Origin of the sequence: Aeoliella sp. (assembly GCF_965227375.1) — a bacterium.
Lineage (GTDB): Bacteria > Planctomycetota > Planctomycetia > Pirellulales > Lacipirellulaceae > Aeoliella.
This window is the reverse complement of the sequence record NZ_CBDDFX010000002.1, coordinates 2,610,480-2,622,486: the sequence shown is the minus strand read 5'-3', so window position 1 is coordinate 2,622,486 and position 12,007 is coordinate 2,610,480. Positions and strand designations below refer to the sequence as shown.

The window sequence follows — 12,007 nt, the reverse complement described above, 5'->3', positions numbered from 1 at the left end:
CTGTTCTGTGTTTTGTTGTCGGTGTTGCGTACTCAAGCGGCTCGGTGTTGGCCGATGATGTTCCGCTGTACCGCGTGTTCGAAGCCTCCATCGAGAACAACAAGGCCTACACAAACAAGTTCACGGATACCGAGCTCCGCTGCAAGTATGTTTCTCCAACTGGGCGAGAGGTCGAGTTCATTGGTTTCTACGATGGCGACGGTCGTGGTGGCGGTGATGTATCGAACGGCAACGTCTGGAAGCTCCGCTTCATGCCCGACGAACCGGGCAAGTGGACTTACCACTGGACCTGGAGCGACGGAACACCTGGCGGCGAGGGCAGCTTTCGCTGCGTGACCGACGGTGCGGGCAAGGGGATGCTGCGACCGTACGAGAAAAATCCTCGCTGGTTCGCATACAACGGCACCGATCCGGTGTGGATCAAGTCCTACTACGAGACCGGGCATGGCTCCATTGCCCAGCCGTTCGACTGGGTGACCGCCAACGTGTATCAACCGCTCCTCGACCGCGGGTACAACCACCTGCAGGTGAATTGGCTTCTTTCTTTGTGCTGTTTTGGCCAATACTACCTGGACGGCCCGCCACCGTCGACACAAAATCTCGCCCTGTATCAGGAAGGCAAAGCGTCGACCACCATGCAGCTCGATGTCTGGCAGCGGATGGAGCGGCATCTCGGCTGGCTGAACGATCGAGATGTGCATGTCCACATGTTCCTGGGTTTCGAGGGCCGAAAGAATGACGGTCCGAGTTGGGATAAGCTCTCCGACGAAGAGAAGGACTTTTACGTTCGTTACACGGTCGCCCGATTGGCACCGTACGCGAATCTGTCGGGTTGGAACTTCGTATGGGAAGATCCCGGGCATCGCGAGAGTCACGCGTTGGGATGGGCCCGCCTCGTCCAGAAGTACGACGTCTTCGATCATCTGCGGACTTACGAAGACGAGTTTCCGCGAGACAATGAATATCACCGCCCAGAGTACAACTTCGCGGCGATCGAAAACCACCAGATTGCCGCACCCGAGAAGCCAATCGATCGTCTCTATCACAAAACCGCGTGGACTCATCATCAAGCCTGCCTGCTAGGCTACGTGCCCGGCAAGCCGGTATACATGTCCGAAGGCAATGCGCTGTGGCGTCGCTATTGGCACGAGCGAACCGGAGCGACGCAAGACGATCTGAGGCAGGCCGCGTGGGGCTGTACGCTGGCGGGAGCATCGTTTTGCTGGAACGGCCACGCGAAGGAATACGAGTTGGCTGTCCGCGGGCCCGAGGGGATGCCTTTCCATGGCAACGACAACCCCTACACGGTCTCAGCGAAGTACATCGACATCCTCGCGGATGTGATCAATGAGGAAGTCGATTTCCACGCGATGCAGCCAGCGGACTATCTGCTGACTCAACACGACCCGTTCCGCGTGTGGTGCCTCGCCGAGCAGGGCGCGCAGTACCTGGTGTTTGCCACTCGCGGCGAACCGTTCTCGGTGCACCTGACTCCAGGGGAGTACACCAACAATGTGTGGGTCGACGCCAAGACCGGAGAGCAAAAGCCGTTTGCTAGGTTAAGCGTCGCCGAAAATGAGGTTGCTACCAATCAGCCCGATGAGCGACTCGACGGCACTCACCGCGTGAAGGTCCAGCCGCCCAACTCCAGTACCGATTGGGTGCTGATTCTCCGCCGCTAAGGAGTTATGCAATGCGGAAGGCACACTTAAGAGTGCTTGGGAGCATCGCCGCGCTAGTCGTAGGTGCTTTGTGCTCGGTTGCATTGGCGAATGAGGCCTCGACGCTGTCCTCAGATCAGGTTGGACCGGGCGCGATGCCGCCGGAGATAGCGCCGATCACCGCTCCATTTGAGATGGGCGACCTTGCGAAGCCTCATTTTGGCGATCGCCGCGTCGCGCTCGAACTGAATTCTGCCAAACAACGAACCACGCTTGTTACTCGCGACATTCAGGTGGCGATCGATCAACTGTCGGCCGCTGGAGGCGGCACACTGGTGCTACCCGAGGGCGAGTGGCTTACGGGCCGAGTAGAATTGAAGTCGGGCGTGAATCTGCATGTGCCTCGCGGCACGACGCTCAACTTCTCGGGGCAGGTTGAAGACTACTTGCCGGTTGTGCAGACGCGTTACGAAGGCACGGAAGTGATGTCGGTGGGCGCCCTTATCTACGCCCGCGATGCCCACCGCATCGCCGTGACTGGGGGCGGCAAGTTGGTCGGGCCCAAGAGTGGACCGCTTCGTGAGGCGCGGAAGGGCTTGATAGACGATCTCCTAGACACAAGTGTGCCGGTTGAGCAACGCGTGATGGATGGACGCAATGGCCGGCACTACTTGCGGCCACAATTTGTCTGCTTGCTTGACTGTCGCGAGGTGCTCATCGAGGGTGTGACGCTGCGCAATAGCCCGATGTGGAACATTGTTCCCATTTATTGCGAGCAAGTGATCGTCCGCGGTGTCACGATCGAAAGTCAAGAAGTGGTAAATGGCGACGGAGTGAACATAGTTTCCTGTCGCAATGTGCTGGTTGAGTATTGCTCGACCAACACCGGCGACGACTGCTACGCCCTGAAAGCCGGACGCGGCGAAGATGGATTGCGTACTTCGAAGCCTGTAGAAAACGTGGTGCTGCGGTTCAATCACTCCACAGGAGGGACGGGCGGTATTGCATTCGGCAGCGAAACTGCCGGCGGCATCCGTGATATCTACGCGCACGATTGCGTGTTCGAAGGCGTTCGCCATGCGGTCTACATCAAGACGCGCCGACCTCGCGGAGGTGGTGGAGAGCGAATCAACATTGAGCGAGTGCGATTTACGGCTACTTACCACGGCGTTCTCATCGACATGATCGGCTTGCCCATGTACGTCGGCGAACTGGGCAATCGGTTGCCACGCCGGGAACATACCCGGCTGACGCCCTTTTATCGGGATCTGACTATTCGCGATCTCGAAGGAACCTGTGCCACGGGGAATGCACTAAAGATCAAAGGCATCCCCGAGAGCCCAGCTAGCGATCTATTGTTCGAACGACTCTCGATCACGGGTCCCGGATTGCCTAATCTGGCCGATGTGGCGGATTGCGAGTTTGTTGATTGCACGTTTCGAGCGGAGCAACCCGCATTGAAGTTCCTGGACGCAGTGCGGGTGATGTACGAAAACTGCCGACTGGTAGTCGCCGACGGATTGCCAGAGATCGAGGTCTCCGGTCCCCAGTCCAAGGATATTGCGTTCAGTAACGTAACGCCACCGCTTTCGGGCGACAACGTTCGGCTGCATGATGGGGCAGAGCCGTCATCCGTGCAGATTCAACAGTAGCTGTACCTTTCTCGTGGAGGGAGTAATTCGTCATGCACCGAAGACAATTCATGCAGGTAGCGGGCGCCGCCTTGGGCTGCCAATTGGCATCTCCTTTGTGTGCTGCGACGGAGAAAGCCCCGCCGCGCTATCGGATCGGCGTGTGCGACTGGATGATTCTCAAGCGGCAAAAGCTGGGTGCGTTCGCGCTGGCGGAGGAGATTGGCGCGGACGGATTGGAAGTCGACATGGGCTCGCTGGGCTCGCGGGAGACTTTCGAGAGCAAACTCAACAACCCAGAAGCGCGGGAGCAGTTCCTGGCCGAGTCGAAGGACCGCGGAGTAGCAATTTGTTCTCTAGCGATGTCGGGCTTCTACGCCCAGTCGTTCGCCGAACGACCGACCGTACCCCGAATGGTGGGCGACTGTCTGAACACCATGGAGGCCATGCAGGTGCGGGTGGCGTTCCTGCCGCTGGGAGTACAGGGCGACTTGGTTCAGAAGCCAGAGTTGCGACCCAAGATCGTGGAGCGGCTCAAGCAGCTAGCCCCTAGAGCGGAAAAGGTCAAAGCGGTTATCGGATTGGAGACCGCCTTGCCGGCGGCTGAGGAGGCAGAGTTGATCGACGAAATCGACTCGCCTTCGGTACGCAGTTATTTTAACTTCGCCAACGCACTGCAAGCCGATCGTGACCTTTTCAAGGAACTTGAGACGCTTGGCCGAAAACGTATTTGTCAAATCCACTGCACCGACCAGGATGGTGTGCTGTTGCGCGACAATGAGCGGCTCGATATGCCAGCGGTGAAGCAAACGCTTGACGAGATGGACTGGTCGGGCTGGTTGGTGGTCGAGAGGTCTCGCGATGCGAACGACGCCCGCAACGTGCGAAGAAATTTCAGTGAGAACGTGCGCTATCTGAAGGAAGTGTTTCAATCGGACTGAGATTCGTCCTGCCGCGCTAGTCTCTGTGCTACCTTGCCCGGGTCGTCTTCAGGGGCGAGTGGGGCAAAGGTCAGGTTTAGTTCGATCGGCTCCGGCATGACCGCGTATTTCTTCAGCACACCGGGGCCGCAACTGCTATTACCCAACCCGCACTGAGTCGCGTCGAGCGAAAGCACCACGTCGTCACGCGGAGTTAATTCGTGCCACTGGCGAGAAGCGGCTAGTTGCTGGGCGGTGTACGGTATCGCTGAGAATGCCAGCAGCTGCTGCTTCGCGACGACGAGCAGCCCACGCCGCGACTTGTCGACGAGTGATACCCATCGTACATCCTGTCGCGACCCTGTCTCTTGCGGCCGGGGGTAGGGCGTGGTGGTTTCGGACGCCACGCTGCTCCACCGCCCGATGAACGCCGACTGTTTGCGGTCGGGGTAGTTCTCGTGCGGGCCGCGACCAAACCATTCCAACTCTTGCAACTCGCCATTCACATGCATGACGACCCCCATCCGCGGCAGCGGCGACAGTTTACCGTAGGGTTCGAAGCGGTTGTTCATCTGGAGGTGTCCGCTACTGTGGACGATCCACTCCACCGAATGAATAACTCCTCCCAGCGCAAGCTTCCCATCGTACGAAGTTAGCACCCGAACCGCTGAAGGTGAGATTCGCTCGATGCTGCTGCCACGCGGAATGAGCTGCGTGCTCTCCAGGCCAGCTTCGCGCCACGCTTTCGCAAGCCAATTGCCGAAGCCACGATCGTTATCGGTCGGTGCGCGAAAGACTTGCAGGCGTGGACTGGATGTGTCGTCCGTAGCGAGGACATCGTGTTGATCGTACTGCAATCGCGTTAGCCAGCCGGCATTCCGATCGAATGTCGCCCGCAGCAAACGGCCCTCTAAGACTAGTTGATCGTCGCCATCGATAATGCGTAGCGGCGCTTGGGCGTCAGGCGTTAGTTGTTCTTTAGGTTCTCGCTTTCCACTCAACTGCCACTGGCTGCTCGCCACGATGTGCCCTTCCTGCGCCCAATCGTTGCCGTGCTTCTGCACCAACGCTACAGCGAGCCAGATGTCGCCCTCAAGATTGCTCGTTGGTAGTCGCAGCTCGAGTACGGTCGACTCGCCCGGTGCGGCAGTTGCCTGGGGACCTTCTCCATCGATGGCCGAACCACTCGAGTCGACTAGACGCCAAACTGTCCGCAGATCGGACAGATCCAACACGTGTCGATTGTTGGTCACCTCGACCTGAACACCTTCGGAGGTTTGTGAGAGAAACTTCAGTCGGACGGGCTGATAGACCTTCTGTACCTCAAAGTACTTGGCAGTCAGGCGGCGGTCGGCCATTACGATTCCGTTCAAACAGAAGCCGCCATGGTTAGGATTATCGCCAAAAGCTCCGCCGTAGCTGTACGCGACGCCGTCTGGCCGCTCGATTGCCAAAGCCTGGTCGGCCCAATCCCAGAGGAATCCGCCAGCGAGCCGTTGGTGCGATTCGAACTCTTCCCAATACTCCGACAGATTGCCGACCGCGTTTCCCATTGCGTGGGCGTATTCGCTGGTGATGATCGGTCGCTCGCCCGGTTGTGTATCGGCGACGTCCAGCAATCTTTCCCAGCGGGCGTTCTCGGGTGGGTCTTCGGCGTTGGGGTCGTCGGGCAGATCGGGATCGAGATACTCCGCGCGAAGTCGAGGATAAAAGCGGCTGATGAAGTCCACTTCGGCCGGATCGCTTGCGCCCTGCGCTCCTTCGTAGTGCACTAGGCGAGTGGGGTCGGTCGACTTGGTCCAGGCCGACGCGGCGACAAAGTTTGGTCCCCAGCCCGACTCGTTTCCCAGCGACCAGCAGATGACGCACGGCTGGTTCTTGTCACGCTCCACCAGCCGCACCACACGATCCAAAAAGGCGGCCGCCCATTGTGGATCATTCGCCAGTCGCCCGCGAAGACCGTGTGTTTCGAGGTCGGCCTCATCGAACACGTACAGCCCAAGCTGGTTGCACAATTCGTACCAGCGAGCATCGTTCGGATAGTGAGCCGTCCGCACCGCATTGACATGTGCCCGTTTCATCAGCAGGACGTCCTGGCGCATTTGCTCGTAGGTCACCGCGTGACCACGAACCGGATCGTGCTCATGGCGATTCACCCCGCGTAGCTTTACTGGTTTGCCATTTACGAGTAGTTGGCCGTTGCGCGTTTCAATCTGTCGGAATCCAACGTCGCAGGCGATGGTTTCCTGTGTTCGTCCGTTGGCGTCCTTAAGCGAAAGCACTAGCTTGTAGAGGTTCGGCGTCTCGGCGGTCCACTTAGCGGGATTCGTTACCTTGGTACGAAGCCATCCGAAAGGGCCGACGCCACGTTGGGGCGTTCGTTCAACCAGAATGTTGGCGCGGTAGTCGCGGTTCAGGATCGGTTCCGCGTCATGGTGCAGTGAACTCGGCAAGATCGGCTGGCCCGATGGATCGTATAGTCGAGCGTCTACCAGCCATCCTTCGATGCTGGCTGGTGAAGCCGCGTCGAGCTTCACATCGATATCGAGTGTGGCGTCCTGGTAGTCTTCATCCAAGAGCGTGCGAACGGTAAAGTCAGCGAACCTCGCCTGTGGTGTCGAGTAGAGCATGACTTCGCGATGAATGCCGCTGAGTCGCCACATGTCCTGGTCTTCCAGGTAGGTGCCATCGCTGTAGCGATAGACGCGAACCGCGATCAGGTTCTCGCCTGGGTGAACGAGATCGGTCACTTCGAACTCAGCCGGCGAGCGACTGCCTTGGCTGTAGCCAACCGCGCGCCCGTTGATCCACACCTCGAAGGCCCCTTCCACGCCGGTGAAGTGCAGGAAAGTCCTGCGGGCGGACCAGTTGCCAGGGATCTCAAACGATCGTGCGTAACAGCCGACTGGATTGCGTTCGAGAAAGGTTGTCCAGTCTTCTGGCGGTGTCGACGTCACTCGCGGCGGATCGATACGAAACGTGTAGCCGGAGCTTTTGTAGATGGGTGTGCCGTAACCATGCATCTGCCAGTTGGAGGGCACCGGAATCGTCGGCCAATTGCTGCTGTCGAACTTCGGCAAATAGAATTCTTGCGAACTTGCTTCGGGGGTCGGAGACCAGTGGAAGTGCCAGTCGCCTTCGAGGGAGCGGACCCATGGAGACTCGTCTCGATTGCCCGAGATTGCGTTCTGCTCCGAGCCCATCGGCCAAAACGTCGCACGGGCTGGCAAGCGATTGCGGTGGAGAACTTGCTCATTCTCCCAATCCGGCGCAGCGGCGAGTAGCTGCGAAGCAGCCAGCCAGGCAATAAATGTTAGTGAGCGAGTGCAGTGCGTCACGGCGTGTCCTTCGATTCTCCCTTGCGAAGATCGTGAGACGTTGCCAAAGCGATCGTCCGCACCTTGCCGCCGACACTGCAATAGAAGTGGTACACGACTCCGTCGTGCTTAATGATCCAAGGCTTGTGAGCGAAGGGAGTGTCCCAAGGTTCTGAAGGCTCGAGCAGGTCCTTGCCTTCCCATTTGGTCCAGTGTTCCAGGTCGCGAGAGACGGCAAACGTGTCGAACGCCCCATTCTTCCAGCCAGCGCCGAAATAGGCCATTACCCACAGGTCGCCCATACGGATGATCTGCGGATCGCCGGAGATGCCCTTGAAGTTGTCGATCACAGGTCCATCGCCGTGACGTCGCCACTTACGCATGTCGTCGGAAACCGCAATGCCAATCCGCTCGATCCAGTCGCCCTGCTGTTTGGCGTTGTAGAACATGACGAATGGTGCGCCCAATGTCTGGTCGGGATCATGGAATATGTGGCTTTTGTAGAGCGTCTTCTTTTCGAAGTCGCGCGCGTCTGTGTCATCGGGCGTCATTACCGGGTTTTGCGCTAGCCGAGTCCACTGCTGTGGCTCATCTGGCGTGGTGGTCCAGGCCATGCCGATGGAGAGCGGGTCGGTTTCGTAGCCCTTCTTGTGTCCACCAAAGTACGACATCCAGTACTTGCCGTCGTGTTGCTGCAGCATGTAGCTCCCGCCCCATTCGGGATCCATCAAGGCGATACTGCCATCTGCCTGCCATTGATCCCATCCTTGTTCGCGGAAACCGAGCAACGTGCCTGTGATCTTCCAATCGACCAAGTTGTCGCTTTCAGCCAGGATCGTTTCGTAGCCGACTTTGTCTTTGAATCGCGCCAGAACCATCAGCCACCTGTCGTTGTGGCGGAATACGTTGGGACAGTCGTAGTATTCGTCCTCTCCCGGAGTGAGGAGTGGGCCGTACTTATACGGGGTCTTGAGCTTTTCGTAGACCTCTTGCATTGTGTCATCGGGAATAGCGGCTTCCTCCGCCAGTGACAGCGGCGAAATGGCGACACAAAGCAAGAGCGTGGAAGCGATGCGATTCATAGTTTACTCGGTGACTAGTTCAACGGTCCCGATCAGACCGTAAGGGGTCAGGTCGTTGTCTGGCAGGCGGACGGGAGCCGTGGTCCAGGTGTCCTGCTCGGCTTCCGGCAACTTAGCGTCGCCAATCAGGCGATTCTTCCAGGTGCTCGGCACGCGCACGGTGATCCGGTTCTCACCCGGTTGTAGCGCCTTGGTGACATCCACTCTCCAGGGCTCGGTCCACACCACTCCGCAGTCTCGCCCGTTGACCTCGACTTCCGCGAGCGGCGCGACCTTATCGAAAGCCAGCCACGTCTTCCGGTCGCTCTCAGGCTCGGAAGAGAAGGCGGTTTCGTAGATCGCTGTCCCGGCGAAGTGTTTTAGCGTGTCGTCGTCGTCTTGCGAGAGGTCCGCTAACTCGTCGATCTCTCGTTCCGGAGGATTGTCGCCCACGGCCGCTTTGAAACGCAGACGCCATCGACCGGCGAGAGCCGTTGTGGTGGATGCCCGTTCTGAATTTTCGTCTGCGTAGGAAGGCAGATCGTCTCGCAGCACCAACAGCAGGCTTTGCGAGGGGGTAAGTGCTACGGTGCACCTCGTTCGATCTTCAGTAACACCCTCCGCGTGAAGCGGGCGGATCGTGCCGGTCACGGGGTCCCATAACTCGACTCGGCGTCGCACGCACCGGACTGAGAGTGTGACCTCGAGCGCAGAATTCAATTGATTGGAGAGAAAGTAGACGTCCCAACCGTCGCCGGTTCGATGATTCCAGGCCAATGCTTGGGAGTTTCCAGAAGAATTGGACTCGATCGCTAGGTCGGGTAGCATTCCGATGCGTGTCAGTGTTGGCTCTTCCCAAACACTATCAAAAAACCGATCCGGGTGAGCCTTCAGTCGTTGCAGTGCTGCACCAACCCGTGTGTCGGCATCCTCTTGCGATAAGCTTGGCGAGTGGTCGAACGGCTCACAGCATAAGACGGTGCCTCCTTGCTCTACGAAATCGGCCAACCTCTCGGCAGTTTCTGGTGTGACGCGCGCAGCTTCGGGCATCATCGGGTTGGCGGCTGGCAGGACGAGCAAGCCGTAGCTCGCTCCACCTGGAAGCTCGATTCTGCCATTCTTGACTGCTGCCAGCCGCAGAAGTGCGTCGCTGTTGACTGAATCATACTTATAACCACCAAGGGGATTCACCCAATCGGCTGGATCCACGATGTTGGCCGACGCTCGCACGCCAGTTGGTCTCTCGCGCAGCGGCTGGCCTTGGTTATCAAGCCGCTTGCGCTCGCGCTCTACAACTTCGCTGCCGATGAGCCTTGGCAGCGTGGTGATGAGCCGCTCGGGCGTGTGAGAGCGGCTCGGGATGTCGTCGCCGGTCCACACAGCAATGTCGACTACCGGGCGACCTTGCTGCAGCACGCTGCTGCAACGAGCGAAATACTGCATCCAACCGCGCGAGGCGGTAAGCCAAGGCTGGTCTCTCTGGAAGTAGAGCCCTACGCCGCCGAGTGTCTGCCCCGGTTTGCGGTCCAGCCAAGGGTTGTGCGTAAAGACGTGCATGACCATCCGGTTGGTCCCCAGTGCCAGCTGGCGGTCGCCTAAGGCCTTGAGTTGCTGGGGAGTTTCGTCCCAGCGGATTCGTAGTTGAGTGAATGCCTCCGATTGAACGATCGACTTGCCATAGATGTGCGCTGCTGACACCGCGTCGTGCATATCGTTCGGCTTGTCGTGGGTGGGGCTGTTGAGCCAGAACTCGCCCATTGGTACGTGCACCTGCGCGAAGTGCCGCATCGCATCGCCCGTCATGGTCGGCGCGGTGCACTCGGCCGAGAACTTCAAGCCTTGCTGTCGGGTGAGCTGGCGCAGCGTGCCATAGAAAGCCTCTGTCTTCAAGTCGTCAATTGTAAGGCGGAGGTCTCGAAGAAATCGCTCGCTTGACTCCGCGGACTCGACTGGGATGCCGGCGACGCAGAGCAGATAGTGCCGCGGATCGTAACCTCTCAAGCGACGAAACTGCTCCGCAAAGTCGTGTGTCCAGTTTTGGCTACCACATTCCCAGCTATCGACGTGAAACGTGGTCAGGACGCGGGCGGTTGCCTCTTCGCCCAGTTCATCAGCTATCTGGCGGCGGAACTCACCGAACCACTGGTCGAACTGCAGGCGCACGGCCGCCGAATTGAGTTTGTCGCATTCCAGTCCGAGCCCAACGCCGCCAGTGGCATTCGTCTTGCCGGTCGTGGTGTGTCCGATTCGCAGTAGCGTCCAGTCACCTGGCGGGGCATTCCACTCCAGGCGTCCGTCGTCGGTGAGATGGTCGCTCAAGTTGATAATCTGCTCAAGCGGCACGCAATCGTCGCTGGGGATCGTATCGGAATCGGCCCATTCACTCACACGCCACAAGGTGCCACTCTTACCGCGGTACGAAGGAATGGTGGCCGAGCTGTGTAGCAGGATCGAGTTGAGCTTCAGCACGGGAGACCACTTGGCCGCGTCGAGGTCTTCTGCGCCAGGTTCGGAACCTTCGGGCGACCAGGCGAAGCGGAAGTACTTGGCGGTCGTTGCAGGGATCGAGTGAGTGCAGGGTGTTGCTTCGTCCTGCCAGCCATGGCGGGGGGGAGCGAATTGTTTGAGTAGCCTAAAGTTCTCCCCGTCCTCACTCGCCAGAATCGACATCCGTTGACATTGATAGTTATTCCCATCGGGCGAGATTGTCACACTGCGGCAAGTCAGTGGCTCATCGAACTCGAATTGAATCCAGCACGGAGTTTCCGAACGATAGCGGTCGGTGTTGCCAGCGGATGCCAATCGCAATGCGTTAGTTTCGTTGTCGCTGGTGGTAACGTGTGGCGAGAGTTGGTCACTGCGAACGCTTCCCCCAGGTGGAGTTGGAAATGCCAACACAGCTACATCGCGGTAAAAGTCGTGATTGTGCGCCGGTTTGGGAATTTGCAGCCGAACGACTTGTCCGCCGGCAATAGGAATCCGCTCCCAGACGAGGCGCTGCATCGAAAGTTCGGGGGTGATCCACGGCCCGCCGGCGACGGCGAACCCATCGCAGGCGTGGACGCCCAGTTGCAGGCCCAGCCGATCGGCTTCCTTAGCCGCGTGACGCACCATCTGCCAGAATCGTGGCGATAGTTGCGTGGCCAATGGCTCGAATTGAGGTGGCGACTCGGGGCCCTGGATCGGCATCAAGTACGCGCCACCCAAGCCTGCGCGTTGCATCGCCTCCAGGTCGGCGGTAATTCCCTCCGGGCTAACGCGGCCATTCATCCAATACCAGAATGTCCACGGGGTTGCGGCTGGACCCGGGGAGCGAAAAGACTGCTCGAGTTCGCTCGGACTAGCGCTATGAACCGGCGATTCGCACGACGCAACGATCCCGAGGACCGCAATCAAGCAAAGCCATGCACAGCATCG

At 58.9% G+C, this 12,007-nt stretch carries 6 protein-coding genes; 3 read left to right on the top strand and 3 right to left on the bottom strand.

Annotated features, from left to right (window positions below):
* Positions 1 to 47 precede the first annotated feature (47 nt).
* Genes ACQK2L_RS23250 through ACQK2L_RS23240 form a run of 3 tightly spaced genes read left to right on the top strand, consistent with a single transcriptional unit; the run spans position 48 to position 4,233 of the window.
* On the top strand, positions 48 to 1,682 hold the full coding sequence (locus ACQK2L_RS23250) for a DUF5060 domain-containing protein (RefSeq protein WP_425399442.1): 1,635 nt from the start codon (positions 48 to 50) through the stop codon (positions 1,680 to 1,682).
* 11 nt (positions 1,683 to 1,693) lie between these two features.
* Positions 1,694 to 3,313, top strand: coding sequence for a glycoside hydrolase family 28 protein (locus ACQK2L_RS23245; protein WP_425399441.1), 1,620 nt, complete (start codon positions 1,694 to 1,696; stop codon positions 3,311 to 3,313).
* 32 nt (positions 3,314 to 3,345) lie between these two features.
* Positions 3,346 to 4,233 (top strand): sugar phosphate isomerase/epimerase family protein, encoded by an 888-nt coding sequence (locus ACQK2L_RS23240; protein WP_425399440.1) that lies wholly within the window; start codon positions 3,346 to 3,348, stop codon positions 4,231 to 4,233.
* Here the strand turns inward: ACQK2L_RS23240 and ACQK2L_RS23235 are convergent.
* Genes ACQK2L_RS23235 through ACQK2L_RS23225 form a run of 3 tightly spaced genes read right to left on the bottom strand, consistent with a single transcriptional unit; the run spans position 4,221 to position 11,986 of the window.
* Positions 4,221 to 7,550 carry a glycoside hydrolase family 2 TIM barrel-domain containing protein gene (locus ACQK2L_RS23235; RefSeq protein ID WP_425399439.1) on the bottom strand — a complete coding sequence of 1,110 codons (3,330 nt, stop codon included), beginning with the start codon at positions 7,548 to 7,550 and terminating at the stop codon, positions 4,221 to 4,223. The genes ACQK2L_RS23240 and ACQK2L_RS23235 overlap by 13 nt on opposite strands.
* Positions 7,547 to 8,611 carry a hypothetical protein gene (locus ACQK2L_RS23230; RefSeq protein ID WP_425399438.1) on the bottom strand — a complete coding sequence of 355 codons (1,065 nt, stop codon included), beginning with the start codon at positions 8,609 to 8,611 and terminating at the stop codon, positions 7,547 to 7,549. Before ACQK2L_RS23230 ends, ACQK2L_RS23235 begins: the two co-directional genes overlap by 4 nt.
* A gap of 3 nt (positions 8,612 to 8,614) precedes the next feature.
* On the bottom strand, positions 8,615 to 11,986 hold the full coding sequence (locus tag ACQK2L_RS23225) for a glycosyl hydrolase (RefSeq protein ID WP_425401119.1): 3,372 nt from the start codon (positions 11,984 to 11,986) through the stop codon (positions 8,615 to 8,617).
* Between the last annotated feature and the right edge of the window lie 21 nt (positions 11,987 to 12,007).